The following is a 14,950-nucleotide window of genomic DNA, read 5'->3' as shown; positions in this document are numbered from 1 at the left end:
CCGACTCGCCGGCCCGGGCGCGGGCCCGCGAGGAGGCCGCCCGCGCCGCGTCGGCGGCGACCACCGGCACCGACCCGGCCACCGCGCCCGCCTCCTGGGAGCCGCGGCCGAGCTTCACCGCCACCCGGCTCGTCCTGGTCCGGCACGGCGAGACCGCGTACACCGAGCAGCGCCGCTACTCCGGCCGCGGCGACGTGCCGCTGTCCGAGCGCGGCCGGGCCCAGGCCCGGGCCACGGCCGCCCGGGTGGCCGGGCTGGCCCCGACCGTCGCGGCCGTGGTCAGCTCGCCCCTGTCCCGGTGTACGGCGACCGCCGAGGCGATCGCCGGGGCGCTCGGCGGCGTGCCGGTGCGCCGCGAGGACGACCTGATCGAGTGCGACTTCGGGGCCTGGGAGGGGCGCACCTTCGCCGAGGTACGCCAGGAGTGGCCGGGGGAGATGGACGCCTGGCTCGCCTCGGCCCGGGTGGCCCCGCCGGGCGGCGAGTCGTTCGCCGACGTCGCCGAGCGCTGCCGCCGCGCGGTCGACGGGCTCTGCCGGGCGTACCCCGGGGAGACCGTGGTGGTGGTCTCGCACGTCTCGCCGATCAAGCTGGTGCTGCGCGACGCCCTCGCGGCCGGTGACGGCTTCCTGCACCGGCTGTTCCTGGACGCGGCCGGCATCTCGGTGCTCGACACGTGGCCCGACGGCGGCGTCGCCGTCCGCACGGTCAACGACACCGCCCACCTCGCCGCGATCTGAGCCGGGCGCGGCCGGTCGTCCGGCCGCCCCGGCGTCGCCGTTCGGCGCACGCCGTCCGCCGTTCGGCGCAGCAACCTCCCCCGGTCGAACGTGACCGGGCTCACAGAGTCGTAGCCTCCGGCCGTCATCAGTGCCGATCTACGACACGCGGAGGTTTGTCGCAATGGCCGCACCCGAGCCGGAGGCGCCCACAGTGGCGCGGTCCAGGGCGAAGGACCACAGCCCCTGGAACTGGTTGCTCTTCATCCCCATCGTGGTGCCCCTGATCCCGGTCTTCTTCAACGCCGACTCGCCGCGGTTCCTCGGCTTCCCGCGCTTCTACTGGCTCCAGCTCGCCTACATCCTGCTCGGCGTGGCCACCACCACGCTGGTGTACCAGATGACGAAGAAGCGGGGTGGCCGTCCGTCGGAAGGGCCGGCCGGCACGGATGCGGGTGGCCGCTGATGTGGCGCGACCACCTCACCGAGATCGTCGTCTTCTCGGTGCTCTTCCTGCTGGTCAGCGCCATGGGCTTCGTGGCGGCCCGCTGGCGCGCCCCGAAGGACATGGCCCACCTGGACGAGTGGGGGCTGGGCGGGCGCAACTTCGGCGGCTGGATCACCTGGTTCCTGGTCGGCGGTGACCTGTACACCGCGTACACCTTCGTGGCGGTGCCGGCGCTGATGTTCGGTGCCGGCGCGGCCGGCTTCTTCGCCGTCCCGTACACCATCGTCATCTACCCGCTGGTGTTCCTGGTGCTGTGCCGGCTCTGGTCGGTCTCGCACCGGCACGGCTTCGTCACCCCGGCGGACTTCGTCCGCAAACGGTTCGACTCCCCGGTGCTGGCGCTGCTGATCGCGATCACCGGCATCGTGGCGACGATGCCGTACATCGCGCTGCAACTGGTCGGCATCGAGGCGGTGCTCAAGACCATGGGGGTGACCGGCGAGAGCACCCTGGCCCGGCACCTGCCGATCATCATCGCCTTCGCGATCCTGGCCGCGTACACCTACCAGTCGGGGCTGCGCGCGCCGGCGCTGATCGCCTTCGTCAAGGACACGCTGATCTACATCGTGATCCTGGTGGCGGTGCTGTACCTGCCGTACAAGCTGGGCGGCTGGGGCGAGATCTTCGACGCCGCGGACGCGAAGTTCGACGCGTCGCCGAACCCCAACGACGGGGTGCTGCTCAACGCCAACAACCAGCTCCAGTACGTCACGCTGGCGTTCGGCTCGGCACTGGCGCTGTTCCTCTACCCGCACAGCATCACCGGTGTGCTGGCCAGCCGGAACCGCGACGTGATCAAGCGGAACATGTCGGCGCTGCCCGCGTACAGCCTGCTGCTCGGCCTGATCGCGCTGCTCGGCTTCATGGCCATCGCGGCCGGGGTCAAGCCGCTGCCCGGGTCGAAGGAGGGCACCGTGGACAGCAACACGGTGGTGCCGGTCCTGTTCGACCAGCAGTTCCCCGACTGGTTCGCCGGCGTGGCCTACGCGGCCATCGGTATCGGCGCGCTGGTGCCGGCGGCGATCATGTCGATCGCGGCGGCGAACCTGTTCACCCGCAACATCTACAAGGAGTACCTGAAGCGGGACGCCAGCCCGGCGCAGGAGGCGAACGTCTCCAAGATCACCTCGCTGGTGGTGAAGGTCGGCGCGGTGGCCTGCATCGTCTTCCTCGACCCGCAGTTCTCCATCGACCTCCAGCTCATCGGCGGCGTGATCATCCTTCAGACGCTGCCGGCGGTGGCCCTCGGCCTCTACACCCGCTGGTTCCACCGCGGCGCGCTGATCGGCGGCTGGGTCGCGGGCATGGGGCTGGGCATGTGGATGCTCTACCAGATCCCGAACGCCGCCACCGGCCGCAAGCACTTCGGCGGCTCGGCGTTCCCGCTGGCCGACTTCGGCTTCGACACCCCGAAGACGATCTACGTCGGGATCGTGGCGGTGCTGGTCAACCTCGCGGTCGCGGCGCTGCTGACGGTCGTGCTGCGGGCGGCGAAGGTGCGCGACGGCGGCGACGGCACCACGTCGGACGACTACTTCGCCGACGAGGGCGACCCGCGCGTCGTGCCCGGCCCGCGCGCCGACGCCGACGCCGCCCCGGAACCGGTCGCCTGAGCCCCTCCCGGATCGCGTCGCCCCCGGCCCCTCCCGGCCGGGGGCGACGCGCCGTCCCGCGCGGTCGGGGTGGACGCGCTTCGTACGCTGACGACCATGACGAGACGCGCGGTGCTGGTGGCCGTCCTCGGCGGCTCCGCCGCGCTGCTGACGCTGGTCGCCGGGTGCGTGGGGGCCGCGATCCTGGCCGTCGGCGACGACCCGGACGAGGCGGGCGCGTGCCGGGAGTCGGTGCGCGTCGAGGAGGCGAAGGTCCGCACCGACCGGTGGGCCCCGCCCGAGCAACTGCCGGACCTCGGCGACTACCCGGAGATCCACTGGCAGCTGCGCGCGTCGGGCGACCCGTGCGGCCGCGCGCCGGGCCCGACGGACTGGGCGTACCAGGGCGTGGTCCGGCTGCGCCCGGAGGACGCGCGGACGCTGGCGCAGCGGTACGGCTTCGAGCCGTACGCGCCCGCCGGTCCGGACCAGGCTCCTCACTCCGGCGGGCCGGCGGACGCGTGGCCCGCCCTCGCGCCGTTCCTGCCGGCCGCGCCCCGGTGGCTGCACAGCCGGTCGTACGACGAGGGCAACCCGTCGACGCGGTGGCGGGCCGCCTTCCTGGACGTCGAGCACCGGACGCTCTTCTTCACGCTGAACGACCACTAGCCGGCCGCCGTGCCGCGGGTCGGCCGGCGGGCGGGCCGGGTCAACGCAGCGCGCGCTGGAGCAGGTAGAGCCCGATCGCCGTGCCGAAGACCACGATCAGCACCTTGAGTACCACCGGCGGCAGCCGGCGGACCAACCGCGCGCCGGCGTACCCGCCGGCCAGCGTCGCGGGCGCGACCACCGCGACGGCCGCCCAGTTCACCGGCCCGAACAGCGCGAACACCACGAGCGTGGTCAGCCCGACCAGGGCGGAGAGCAGGTTCTTGATCGCGCTCACCCGGGCCAGCGTCACGTCCAGCACCAGGGCCAGGCCCGCGACCAGCATCACCCCGAGCGCCGCGCCGAAGTAGCCCCCGTACACCGCGCCGACGGCGACCATGGCCTGCACGGTGACCGTACGGCGGCGCGGCGACAGATCGCGGGGGTGGCCGACCAGCCGGCGCAGCGGATCCTGGAACGCGAGCACCGCCGTCGCCCCGAGCACCAGGAACGGCACCACCAGCTCGAACGCCCGGGCGGGGGTGGCGAGCAACAGCAGGGCGCCGGCGATCGTGCCGACGATCGTGGTGGGCACCAACGTGACCAGCGCCCGCCGGGGCGGCAGGTCCTGCCGGCTGCCCGCCACACTCGCCACGTACCCCGGGAAGACCGCGACCGAATTGCTCACGTTGGCCGGCACCGGCGGCAGGCCCACCGCGATCATCGCCGGGAAGGTGATGAGCGAGCCCCCGCCGGCCACCGCGTTCACCGTGCCCGCGGCGAGACCGGCGGCGAGCAGCAGCGCGGCGTCGGAGACATCCATGGTCACCAGAGGCTAGTACGCGCTCCCGGCGGGACGGGTGCCGGTCGACCGGGGTGGCAATAGACGCGGCCGTGGCGTCGTTAGGATGGGTGCGCGACGGACGAGTCGACCGGGCGGTCGCGTCGGCGGGCTCCGGCCCGCCGCCGAGGAACGTCCGGACTCCACAGGGCAGGGTGGTTGCTAACGGCAACCCGGGGCGACCCGCGGGACAGTGCCACAGAAAACAGACCGCCGACCCCATCGGGGACGGTAAGGGTGAAACGGTGGGGTAAGAGCCCACCAGCACCCCGGGTGACCGGGGTGGCTCGGTAAACCCCACCCGGAGCAAGGCCAAGAAAGGGCCGTCGGCCAGCAGGTTGACGACCCGCGCAGACGCTTGAGGGCGGCCCGCCCGATGTCTGCGGGTAGGCCGCTCGAGCCTGCCGGCGACGGCAGGCCTAGATGGATGGCCGCCGCCGACGCGAGCCCTCGGGGCGCGCGCCGGTCACAGAATCCGGCGTACAGGTCGACTCGTCCGTCGCCCACCGGCTCAGAGCTGCGATCAAGGGCTCTGAGCTGGTTCTATGTTCGGGGTGTCAATGGTCGTTCTTGGCCAACTTTGGCCGACGTTTGACGTCCTGAGGACGCCCCTGACGCCCTGGGGACGCCCTGAGTACGGGCTCAGTAAATCGGGGCTGGGGTAGGGCGCGCTGTGCCGCCGTGGGGACATCTCCGGGGCCGGCGCCCGGTGGCTCCCGAGTAGGGCCGGCAGCTGCGGGGAAGGGGCGGGCACGTCCTGGCGGTGGAGTTGGTGCCGCGACTCGGTATTCGTGGCAAGCCAGTTCCGGGGTTGGACTGGCGCGGCAGCCGGAAGCCCCGACCACTCGACCAGGCCGACCCGCCGGCTTCCGTCACGGACTCGCTGGGGCTGGTTCCTGCCCCACATGCTGTCGAACCAGGCGCGGGCCTGCTCGACGTAGAGGGCGTCGTTGCTGGCGTCCTCGTCGCTGGGCGTGAACGGGAAGAGGATCGCGTCCTTGCCCATCGCGTCGTAGATCGCCATCGGCTTGCCCTCGACGGAGACGGTGTGCTTGACCACCGGGTAGAAGCCGAAGGACGCTTCCTGCTCGTTGATGATGAAGAGTTTGAACAGTGGGGCGGCTCGGTGGACGCGTACCTCGGTGGTGGCGGTCTTGACCAACCCGAGGTCGGCAAGTTGCTGGACGGCGTCGGTGAGGGCGTCGATCGAGCGGTCGGTGATGCGGCGGGCTCGGGCGCGGATGCCGGGGTCGTCGGCCTGGTCCTCGGCGCGGCAGGGGATCGCCATCGGTGCGGTCATGTCGGAGATCAGGACGCGGACCCGGATCGACTCCGGGGTGCGGCCGGAGTCCGACCGGGCGTTCCGTGTTGGCGCGTACGAAGGTGCCGCTGCCCTGGCGGGTGACGATCAGCCGCTCATCTTGCAGCTTCCGTAGGGCGGCCGGCGCGATCGGTTGCGAAATTCGCTGTCCGGTCGTCGGAGCCCAGTGGTAGAAAACCGGGTGCATGAAACTCTCACGTTCTCTGATCATCTGCGGCTGATCAACGAACGGTCGACCGCCTTCCGCGCCGCGGTCGCTGCGGCGCCCCGCCTCGACATGCAGGTTCCGACCCATCCCGAGCGGACGCTGTTCGATCTTGTGCAACACGTGGGCATGGCCCGCCGCAAATCAGCCGCCATCGTCGCCGCAGGGCCGGCAGACGCGCCTCCAGAGAAGTCGGCTTGGGACGACGGCATGGGTGCGCCTCGGGAACGCGAGGCACTGCTGGCCTGGTGGACCGAGTCCATCGAGCAACTGACGAGCGCGCTGCGTGAGGCCGGCCCGGATCGCAGTTGTTGGACGTGGTGGGATGACTCGCCGTCACCACAAACCTCTGGTGCCTGGGCGCGGCGACAGGTCCCCGAGATCGCGGTGTACACCTACGACGCTCAGCTCACCCTGGGTGCCCCGCAGCCGCTACCAGACGAGGTCGCCCTCGACGGTTTCGACGACTGCCAGTTCACCGTCTGCGCAACCACGGTCGCCTGGCCACACGACCCCGCCATCGTCGATTACCACGCCACCGAGGGCCACTCCTGGCGCCTTCGGCTTTCCCGCGACGGGGCACAGGTCGCCCGCTTCACGCCCGCTGCCGGCGAGGATCCCGAAACGGCCGACGCTTCCGCCCGGGGCACGGCAAGCGACCTGGTCCTGTTCTTCTACGGCCGCATACCGCTGGAGTCGCTCAAGTTCGAAGGCGACCGTCGAATCTTCGATCAGCTCGCCGCCTGGGACCCGTCCGTGTGACAACCGACGACATGCGATCTTCGCACCTGCGACGCCTGACGGCCTGGCGACGGCCTACAGCGGTTGTCGCCAGGCTCCGCCCCAGGTCAGCGGACGTCTCACCGTCATAATCCGGCGTACAGGTCGACTCGTCCGTCGCCCACCAGCTCAGAGACCTGATGAGGCTCTGAGCTGGTTCTGTCTTCGAACGCCGATGGTCGTTGATGATTGGCAATGGTCGGCGTTCGGCCGGTACGGGCCTGCGAGCAGGAGGTCACGTGCGGGGATGGTTGGTGATGCCGTCCAGGATCGTGATCAGGGTGTGGTGGAAGGTCTCCTCGGCGTCGAGGTGGGCGCCGTCGATGACGAGCCGGGCGACGGTGGGGTAGCGGCCTGTTTCGAGCATGCGTGTCAGGTAGGGCCCGAGGGCGGCCTGCCAGGCGGGCACGTCGGTGCCGGTGGAACGGGCGGTGCGGCGCTCGGTGATCTCCCTGCGGAGCGCTCCGACGACGAACGCGTTGAGGGCGTCCATGGCCCGCTGTAGATCGTCGATACCGCGTACGCCGGGAGCCTGGCTGAGCGCCGCCGCGGTCGATTCGCCCACGGCGAGCGCGTGCGGTCCTATGTGTGGCCGTGCGCCGAGCAGGTCGGCGAACCACTCGTGGTCAAGGGCGGCTTCGCGGGTCGCGTGGGCGAGGGCCAGCACCGTGGCGCGCCACTCGGCGTGCTGGTCGGCCTCGGCGATCTGGGCGTACACGGTGTCGACCATCAGATCGAGCAGTTCGGACCTGTTGATCACGTAGTCGTAGAGCCGCATCGGGCCGACGCCGAGCTCTTTGGCGATCTTGCGTACCGACAGTCCGTCGAGGCCGTGCGCGTCGGCGAGCCGGACAGCCGTGGCGGCGATCTTCGCGCGGCTCAGCGGCACCGGAGCCGCCCGGGGCTGGGGCTCGGGCCGTTCCCAGACGGGCAGGGGTGCGTTACCGTACGGCGTATCCACGATATACAGCGTACGGTAATGGAAATGATGATGCGAATCGCGATCGCCGGCGGTGGCCTCGGCGGCCTGACGCTGGCCCGGATCCTGCACCGGCACGGCATCGGCGCGGTGGTGTACGAACGCGAGGCAAGCCGATCCGCGCGCTCGCAGGGCGGCTCGCTCGACCTGCACCCGGAGTCCGGGCAACAGGCCCTGGCCGCGGCGGGCCTCGCCGGCCGGTTCCGGTCCGAGGCCCGGCCGGAGGGCGAGGAACATCGCATCCTCGACCCGGCCGGACGCACCCTCGTGCACCACAAGCCGCAACCCGGCGCATTCTCGGGACGCCCCGAGATCGACCGCAACGCACTGCGTGATCTTCTGCTCGATTCACTCCCCGCCGGCACCGTGATGTGGCAGCACCGGCTCCTCGCGGCGACGCCACGACCCGACGGCGGCTTCGGGCTGACGTTCGACGGCGGCCACCGCGCCGACTGCGACGTGCTCGTCGGCGCGGACGGCGCACGCTCGGTCGTCCGGTCGCTGCTGACCGACGCGCCGCTGTCCTCCGTGGCCACCCTGGTGGAGCTGAGCATCAGCGACGCCGACCGGCGCCACCCGGAGCTCGCCGAACTGGTCGGCCCCGGAAACCTCTGGTGCGTCGGCGTGAACCAGATCCTGGCAGCGCAACGCCTCGGCGACGGCAGCATCCGAGTCGGCATCTCCCTACGCGCGGACGGCCGCCACCTGGACACCTACCGCAGCAAGCGGGCTCTGCTGGAGATGTTCGACGGCTGGGACCCCAGCCTCACCGCACTCATCGAAGCCGGCGACGGCCCGCCGACCCCACGCACGATCGACGCGATGCCCACCGGCACACGCTGGGTCCACCGACTGGGCATCACCCTCATCGGTGACGCCGCGCACCTCATGCCGCCGGTCGGCGAGGGCGCCAACCAGGCCATGCTCGATGCCGCCGAACTCGCCGCCGAACTCGCCACCAACCCCGCCGACCCCGACTCGGCGATCCGGGCGTACGAGGAGGCGATGTTCACCAGGATCCGCCCGATCGCCGAAATGTCCGCACGGGTCCAGGCAATGATGCTGTCTCCCACCGCAGCCGACGACATCGTCCGCTTCTTCGCGCCGCGGCCCACCGAGCCGGTACCCGCAGATTGACGACGCGCGACACAGCCGGCCTCGCACCAGTTGACGCCGCTGCCCCGGAAGATCGAATGTCCGCTCACGGTGTGTGAGTGCACGCCAGCGTCGCCCGGGCCGCCCTTGAGTCCGATGCGCGGGGCGCCGCGACCCCGCCGATGAGGATGGGCCTGCGGAGCCCCGGTCCTAGGATCGGGCCATGGGAAGGACCGACCGCGCCACCCGGGTGATCGCGGCACCACCGGCGACCGTCTACGGCGCCCTGCTCGACCGGGAGTCGCTGGAGGCATGGTTGCCGCCGGACGGCATGCGCGGGCGGGTCGAGCGGTGGGATCCCCGGCCCGGTGGCGGGTTCCGGATGGTCCTCACCTACCTGGACTCCGCCGACAGTCCCGGCAAGACGTCAGCGGCGACGGATGTCGTCGACATCGAGTTTGCCGCCCTGGTGCCATCGGAGCGCGTGGTGCAGCGGGCCGTGTTCGAGGCCGACGACCCGTCGTACGCGGGCACCATGACCATGACCTGGCACTTCGCCGCCGCCGACGGGGGGACCGAGGTGACCGTCACCGCCACGGACGTGCCACCCGGCATCGACCAGGCGGTCCACGAGGCCGGGATCGCCTCCTCGCTGGCCAACCTGGCGTCGTACGTCGAAGCGGCTGGTTGACTCGCGCCCGCTCGGTGCCGTGACCCGGGTGACCCCGTGGCAGGCCAGTCCGGGGTGTGGGCTGGCGGGGCAGTCGGAAGCCCCGACCTCGACGCTCGCCCCGAGTTGCGTGACGCTGTCTGTGCTGCCCGTGCGTAGGGTCGCCGGGTGACCGTGTACGACATCGCCGCCGAACTGCCGTCCATCGACGTGCTGCGGGACCGTTGCAGGGCGCTCGCCGTGCTGGAGTGCGTCGTCGATGGTGGTGAGCCCTACTACGCCTACGCCCGCGACTGGGGTGCGGACGAGGCGGCGTCGATGGACAACGGCAGCGGCGACGAGTGGACCGTCGTGTTCACCGCCGACGGCGCGTTCATCCGCGTGTTCGACCCCGACGGTTCCGGCCTGCTCGAGATACTGCTCGACGACATCGCCGAGCGGTACGTCGCGTTCGCCGAGGACCACTACGACGACGTCGAGCTGGACCGGACGGCGGTCGAGCGCATCGTCGCCCAGCTTCCACTCACCGACCCCGTCGTGCGGGCCCTCAACCCGGCCGTGACCCTCGCAGGGCTGCACGAGGCCGTGACCGCGATCGGATACCCGGTCGCGGCAAGCTGACCCAGCCCACCTGCCCTGACCACCTCGCCCCGGCCGCGTCGATCATGCAGTCGTGGTGCCCCGCACAACAGGCATAGTGCGCTACATCGCCCACCACACCTGCGTGATCGACGGGCCGGGGTGGGGCGATCCTTTCGGGCACGGCATGTCGGGTCGGGCATCCGCCCGCGCGCCTAGCGTTACGGCACGGAACAGGGAAGGGGAACCGGGTGCTGGAGCGGCTCAACGAGGCCATGGAGCACATCGAGCGGCACCTCGACCAGCCGATCGAGGTGACCGAGCTGGCGCGGATCGCGGTGACGTCGGAGTACCACCTCCGGCGGCTCTTCTCCGCGCTGGCGGGCGTCGGGCTGTCCGAGTACATCCGCCGGCGGCGGCTCACCGTCGCGGGCGCGGAGGTGCTCGCGGGGAAGCGGACGCTGCTCGACGTCGCGGTCCGCTACGGCTACGGCTCCACCGAGGCGTTCGCCCGGGCGTTCCACGCCATGCACGGCGTGGGCCCCGGCGAGGCCCGGCGTACGGGGGCGGCGTTGCGCTCCCAGCCCCGGATGTCCTTCCGACTCGTCGTCGAAGGGAGCAGCAGCATGCGATACCGGATCGTGCAGAAGGACGGGTTCCGGTTGGTGGGCCGCAAGGCCCGCGTACCGCTCGTGCACGAGGGGATGAACCCGGCGATCGTCGCCTTCGTCAAGGGCATCCCGCCCGAGACGGTACGCCGGATCGAGGCCCTGTCCGACCAGGAGCCGCAGGGCATCGTCAACGTCAGCGCCAACGTGGCGGACAGCCGCGCGGAGGGCACCGAGCTGGACTACTGGTACGGCGTGGTGACGGGCGCGGACGCGCCGGAGGACCTGGACGCGCTGGCCGTGCCGGCGGGCGCCTGGGCGGTCTTCGAGACCTCCGGGGCGTTCCCGCAGGCGGTGCAGTACCTGTGGCGGGACGTGTTCACCCAGTGGTTCCCGTCCAACCCGTACCGCAGCCGGCCGGGGCCGGAGATCTCGCGTACCCGCCTGTCGGCGGACGGCACGGAGGCGGATGCCGAACTCTGGATCCCGGTGGAGCCCGTCACCGGCTGACCCGGTGGGGGCCCGGCCGAGAACCGGCAGGGCCCCCACCCTATGTAGAGTTTCGATATAGTACCTGCCGTGCGCATCACCATCCCGGTCGCGCGGGTGCTCGCCGCGCTGCTGGCCGAACCGGACGTCGCGCGCTACGGCCTGGATCTGATCGCCATGACGGGCCTGCCCAGCGGCACCCTCTACCCGGTGCTGCACCGGCTCTGCTCCGCCGGGTGGCTCACCGCCGAGTGGGAGGCGGTCGACCCGTCCAGCGTGGGCCGGCCGGCGCGACGCTACTACCGGCTCACGGCGCAGGGTGTCTCCGCCGCCCGGCGCGCGCTCGCGGAGCTGCGGGCCCTGACCCCCGACGCCCGATCGTCCGGGGGCGCCATCGAGCCCACCGGCGCGCCGGCATGGTGAGCCGCCGCGTGGCCGAGGTGCTGCTCGCTGTCGCGCGACGCCGCTGGCCGAGGGAGCTCCGCGCCGACCTGGGCCGGGAGTGGGCCGCCGAGCTGCGGGTCCTCGCCGAGCGGGGGCAGCGGGTGCGGATGCTGCGCTTCGCCGCCAGCCTGGCCGCCCGCCGCTCCGGCGTCGCCGCCGACCGCGCGCCGATCGCCCGCCGACTGCTCCGGACCGCCCTTCCGCTCCTGCTCGCCCCGTCGGTCTGCGTCGGGGTGGTGCTCGTCAGCCTGGTCACGATGAGCGCCGTGGCCGAATGGCTGAGCCGGCGGTTCGTGTGGGCGTTCGACCTGCAACTGCCGATCGCCACCGTCCTGACCCTCTGTGGAGCGGTGGGGCTGGCCGCGCTCGCGCAACGGCTGGCCCGGGGCGCGCCCGCCGGAGGGTGGCGCGTGCCCCTCGGCATCGTGGTCCCCGTCGCGCTGACCGTCGCGGCCGCCGGGTACGCCGTGCTCGACGACGTCGACGCGCTGGCCCGCGTCGCGCCCGGGCTGACGCTCTGGCTCGCCGGCCTGGCACTGGTGCTGCGCGCGACGACAAGGCTGGCCGGGCGCGGCCGGGTCCGCCTCGCGTGGTGCGTCGGCGTGCTCGGCGCGATCGTCGTCGCCGACCTGGCGACGATCGTCGCCGTGCTGAGCCAGGTTCCGACGGGCACGGGGACCGTCGTCGACGGGGTGCCGGATGGCGTGGACCCCACCTTCGCCCCGCTGTGGCTCCTCGCCTGCTACACCGACTCGGCGCTCGGGCTGCCCGGGCCGACCGAACAGGAGATCTTCCTGATCACCGACGCGGTCCTGCTGGAGCCGCTGCTCTACCTCGCCTGGGCCCCCTACGCGCTGGCCTGGGCGATCCGCGCCGCCCGGGGCCGGCCGGAGCCGGTCGCCGACCACGTCCTCCCCGAACCGGTCATCCGCCCGTCCTGACCCGGTAGCGGGCCGAGCGACCGGTCCGAACGGCCGGCCCCGCCATGCTTCGCCCGGTCCGATCCGGTCCGGCCCGGTCCGTCCGTCACACCGCCGCTGCGCGGATCTCGTCCAGCACGTCGCGTTGGAAGGCGCGGGCCTCGGGACCGCTCGGCGGCGGCCCGCCGACCCGCGCCGCGATCGACCGTGCGATCAGGTCGGCGGCCCCGCCGTCGCCGGTCGGCCCGGCGGTCGCGTGGGGCGGCCGGCCGTCGGCGACCAGCCGGCGGCCGGCGTCGACCTTCGACAGCCAGACCCCGTGGCGGACCTTGACCAGCGATCGGCAGGCGCCGAGCACCGCGTCCTCGGCCCCCGGGGCGGGACCGTCGCCGGGCGGGGTCGGCAGGGCCAGCCACCAGCGCAGCGCGTCGGTCAGCAGGCGGCGCAGGTCGGCGGGGGAGAGGTCGGCGAAGGCCTCGGCGGCCGGCGGCCCGAGCAGGGCGTGCCCGCACTGGTGCAGGATGCTGCGGTCCAGGCCGTACCAGAACAGGCCGTCCTCGGCGGGTCGCTCGGCGGCGGCCCAGGTCGCCCGGAACGGCATCCGCGCCCCCGTGTTCAGCTCGACCTCGAACCCGGGTTCCGGCGTGCCGGAGCGGGCGACCGCCCGGCGGTACACGACCAGTTCCAGCCCGCGCGCGGGGCAGGGCAGCGCCTCGTGCCGCAGCCGCGCCACCAGCTCCTGCCTCCGCCCGAGGTCGAGGGCGTCGGCACAGACCAGCGCGACGTCGACGTCGCTGCGCCCCGGCTGGTACGCGCCCAGCCCGACCGAGCCGGCCGCGTACGCCCCGACGAGGTCCTCGCCGAGGACATCGCGGGCGGCGGCGACCAGGTCGGCGAGGTAGCGGCGCAGGGGTGGGTCGAACCCGGTCATCGGATCCGTCCCGGCGGGCGGGAGCCACGCGGCCGGAGGTCGTCCTGAACGCCCATCCGGCGACCCTAACCCGCCCCCGACCGGCGGGCCGCCCCGCGTCACCTCCCGACCAGCCGGCCGCCCGGGCGTGCTCCCTCGCCGGGCGGCGTCGGTGCGGGCGTCCGTTCCCCGGCCTCCGCCGCGTCGCGGGCCGAGCGGCTGCCCCGTCGCGGCCGACGCCGGCGGGGCGCCGCGCACCCCGGCAGCCCTGTTTTCCCAGTTCCAGCCCCTGGCGGCGGGAGCACGTCTACTGTGGAGAACGTCGGCGACTTGTGGTGTTCCGGTGGCGGCCGGGTGGTTCCCGGTGCACAGTGATCCCATGAGCGACAGCGGAAGCGGTGGGCACTTCTACTGGTGCACCCGACACCACCGGGTCGAGACCGATGCCGACGTGTGCCCCGCCAGGCACGTTCTCGGGCCGTACGCCTCAGCCGCCGACGCGGAGAACGCCCTGCAGACCGTGCGGGAGCGCAACGACGCGTGGGAGGCCGAGGACGCCCGCTGGGCCGGGGAGGACAGATAGGCGGCGCGGGACGGCCCGCGCCGAGGTGATCGGTGCTCCGCGAGGGCGAGAGCACTCCCCAGGAAGGGAACCCAGATGGCCGAAGCACAGCAGGCCACCACCCGCCCGGCCGCCAGCCGCACCACGACCGCCAGGAAGACCGCCGCGGCGGAGCGGACCGCGGGTACGACGCGGACCGCACGCCCGTCGACCACGCCCACGGCGGCGAAGAAGGCGCCGGCCGGCAAGGCGACCGGCGGTGCGGGCCGGGCTCCGGCGAAGAAGACCACCGCCGCGAAGGCCCCCGCGAAGAAGGCGGCGACCAGGACCGCCACCGTGGCGAAGAAGACGACGGCCGCGGCGAAGAAGGCGACCGCCACCGCCGCGAAGAAGGCCCCCGCCGCGGCGAAGCGGACGACGGTGGCGGCCAGGAGCACGGCGGCGAAGAAGACGACGTCGGCGAAGACGCCCGCCCGGCAGGCGGCGACGAAGGCCGCCACCACGGCGAGGAAGACCACCGCGCCGGCGAAGAAGGCCCCCGCCAGGACCACCACCGCCGCCCGCCAGGCCACCTCGACGGCGAAGAAGACCGCCACGGCGGCGAAGACTCCGGCGAAGAAGACCGCCACGGCGGCCAAGGCTCCGGCGAAGAAGACCGCCACGGCGGCCAAGGCCCCCGCGAAGAAGACCGCCACGACGGCGAAGAAGGCTGCCGCCAAGAAGACGACGCCGCCCAGGAAGACGGCCGCGACCCGGCCCACCGGCGGCGCCCGCAAGGCCGCCGCGACGAAGGCTCCCGCCAGGAAGGCCACGGCGACCTCCTCGGCCACCACCCGCAAGGCGGCGGCGAAGAAGGCCCCGGCGAAGAAGGCGACCGTCGTCAAGGCGCCGGCCAGGAAGGTCACCGCCCGCAAGGCGCCCGCTCCGACGGCCGCGGCCCGGGCCACCGCTCCCCGGGGCGTACGGGCGAGCGCGCGCAGGGCGACCGGCTGACCGCGACGCGGATGGCCGACTGACCCCGACGCGGGCGACCGGCGCTCGCCGGGAAGCGGATCATCCGCCACACTGTCAGGATTGACC

15 protein-coding genes, 1 other RNA gene and 1 pseudogene are annotated in these 14,950 nt (G+C 72.9%); 12 read left to right on the top strand and 5 right to left on the bottom strand.

The features are described from left to right. The 4 genes from AB0G08_RS24560 to AB0G08_RS24545 form a co-directional block, all read left to right on the top strand. Positions 1 to 740, top strand: a 740-nt coding sequence (locus AB0G08_RS24560) for a histidine phosphatase family protein (RefSeq protein ID WP_358091853.1), incomplete at its 5' end; no start/stop codon positions are given. A 163-nt stretch (positions 741 to 903) separates the two neighbouring features. Continuing rightward, the gene (locus AB0G08_RS24555; RefSeq protein WP_358091851.1) at positions 904 to 1,185 is read left to right on the top strand and encodes a DUF3311 domain-containing protein; all 282 of its coding nucleotides are present in this window, start codon (positions 904 to 906) and stop codon (positions 1,183 to 1,185) included. Next, the gene (gene mctP, locus AB0G08_RS24550; RefSeq protein ID WP_358091849.1) at positions 1,185 to 2,840 is read left to right on the top strand and encodes a monocarboxylate uptake permease MctP; all 1,656 of its coding nucleotides are present in this window, start codon (positions 1,185 to 1,187) and stop codon (positions 2,838 to 2,840) included. Before AB0G08_RS24555 ends, mctP begins: the two co-directional genes overlap by 1 nt. 96 nt (positions 2,841 to 2,936) lie before the next feature. Further along, positions 2,937 to 3,488, top strand: coding sequence for a hypothetical protein (locus AB0G08_RS24545; protein WP_358091847.1), 552 nt, complete (start codon positions 2,937 to 2,939; stop codon positions 3,486 to 3,488). A gap of 40 nt (positions 3,489 to 3,528) precedes the next feature. Here AB0G08_RS24545 and AB0G08_RS24540 read toward each other — a convergent pair whose 3' ends face one another. After that, positions 3,529 to 4,290, bottom strand: coding sequence for a sulfite exporter TauE/SafE family protein (locus AB0G08_RS24540; protein ID WP_358091845.1), 762 nt, complete (start codon positions 4,288 to 4,290; stop codon positions 3,529 to 3,531). 101 nt (positions 4,291 to 4,391) lie between these two features. Here AB0G08_RS24540 and rnpB point away from each other — a divergent pair. Then, positions 4,392 to 4,807: RNase P RNA component class A (rnpB, locus tag AB0G08_RS24535), an RNA gene on the top strand. Between the two features lie 399 nt (positions 4,808 to 5,206). Here rnpB and AB0G08_RS24530 read toward each other — a convergent pair. Continuing rightward, positions 5,207 to 5,750, bottom strand: a pseudogene (locus tag AB0G08_RS24530) (GntR family transcriptional regulator); the annotation flags it as partial. 60 nt (positions 5,751 to 5,810) lie between these two features. On the opposite strand from AB0G08_RS24530, the gene AB0G08_RS24525 reads away from it, so the two are divergent. After that, positions 5,811 to 6,596: a maleylpyruvate isomerase family mycothiol-dependent enzyme gene (locus AB0G08_RS24525; protein WP_358091843.1), complete on the top strand. Its 786-nt coding sequence runs from the start codon at positions 5,811 to 5,813 to the stop codon at positions 6,594 to 6,596. Between the two features lie 253 nt (positions 6,597 to 6,849). Here the strand turns inward: AB0G08_RS24525 and AB0G08_RS24520 are convergent, their stop codons facing one another. Beyond that, on the bottom strand, positions 6,850 to 7,503 hold the full coding sequence (locus AB0G08_RS24520) for a TetR/AcrR family transcriptional regulator C-terminal domain-containing protein (RefSeq protein WP_358091841.1): 654 nt from the start codon (positions 7,501 to 7,503) through the stop codon (positions 6,850 to 6,852). Between AB0G08_RS24520 and AB0G08_RS24515 the strand changes: the two genes are divergently transcribed. The 6 genes from AB0G08_RS24515 (at position 7,447) to AB0G08_RS24490 (ending at position 12,419) form a co-directional block, all read left to right on the top strand. Then, complete coding sequence (locus tag AB0G08_RS24515; RefSeq protein ID WP_358091839.1) at positions 7,447 to 8,730, top strand: FAD-dependent monooxygenase; 1,284 nt, start codon at positions 7,447 to 7,449, stop codon at positions 8,728 to 8,730. The two genes, AB0G08_RS24520 and AB0G08_RS24515, sit on opposite strands and share 57 nt — an antisense overlap. 181 nt (positions 8,731 to 8,911) lie before the next feature. After that, on the top strand, positions 8,912 to 9,379 hold the full coding sequence (locus tag AB0G08_RS24510) for an SRPBCC family protein (RefSeq protein ID WP_358091837.1): 468 nt from the start codon (positions 8,912 to 8,914) through the stop codon (positions 9,377 to 9,379). Between the two features lie 147 nt (positions 9,380 to 9,526). Then, positions 9,527 to 9,979, top strand: coding sequence for a hypothetical protein (locus AB0G08_RS24505; protein WP_358091835.1), 453 nt, complete (start codon positions 9,527 to 9,529; stop codon positions 9,977 to 9,979). 209 nt (positions 9,980 to 10,188) lie between these two features. Then, complete coding sequence (locus AB0G08_RS24500) at positions 10,189 to 11,055, top strand: AraC family transcriptional regulator (RefSeq protein WP_358091833.1); 867 nt, start codon at positions 10,189 to 10,191, stop codon at positions 11,053 to 11,055. 69 nt (positions 11,056 to 11,124) lie between these two features. Continuing rightward, the gene (locus AB0G08_RS24495; RefSeq protein WP_358091831.1) at positions 11,125 to 11,457 is read left to right on the top strand and encodes a PadR family transcriptional regulator; all 333 of its coding nucleotides are present in this window, start codon (positions 11,125 to 11,127) and stop codon (positions 11,455 to 11,457) included. Further along, a complete protein-coding gene (locus AB0G08_RS24490; RefSeq protein WP_358091829.1) occupies positions 11,451 to 12,419 on the top strand; it encodes a hypothetical protein in 969 nt (322 codons plus the stop codon). Before AB0G08_RS24495 ends, AB0G08_RS24490 begins: the two co-directional genes overlap by 7 nt. A gap of 85 nt (positions 12,420 to 12,504) precedes the next feature. Here the strand turns inward: AB0G08_RS24490 and AB0G08_RS24485 are convergent, their stop codons facing one another. Together AB0G08_RS24485 and AB0G08_RS24480 are read right to left on the bottom strand one after the other, a co-directional pair. Next, a complete protein-coding gene (locus AB0G08_RS24485; protein ID WP_358091827.1) occupies positions 12,505 to 13,329 on the bottom strand; it encodes a nucleotidyltransferase domain-containing protein in 825 nt (274 codons plus the stop codon). A 387-nt stretch (positions 13,330 to 13,716) separates the two neighbouring features. Then, positions 13,717 to 14,934, bottom strand: coding sequence for a hypothetical protein (locus AB0G08_RS24480; RefSeq protein ID WP_358091825.1), 1,218 nt, complete (start codon positions 14,932 to 14,934; stop codon positions 13,717 to 13,719). Between the last annotated feature and the right edge of the window lie 16 nt (positions 14,935 to 14,950).

It is taken from the genome of Micromonospora sp. NPDC023644, from assembly GCF_040640115.1.
GTDB lineage: Bacteria > Actinomycetota > Actinomycetes > Mycobacteriales > Micromonosporaceae > Micromonospora.
The sequence above is the reverse complement of the archived record's forward strand: the minus strand, read 5'-3'. Positions and strand labels throughout refer to the sequence as shown.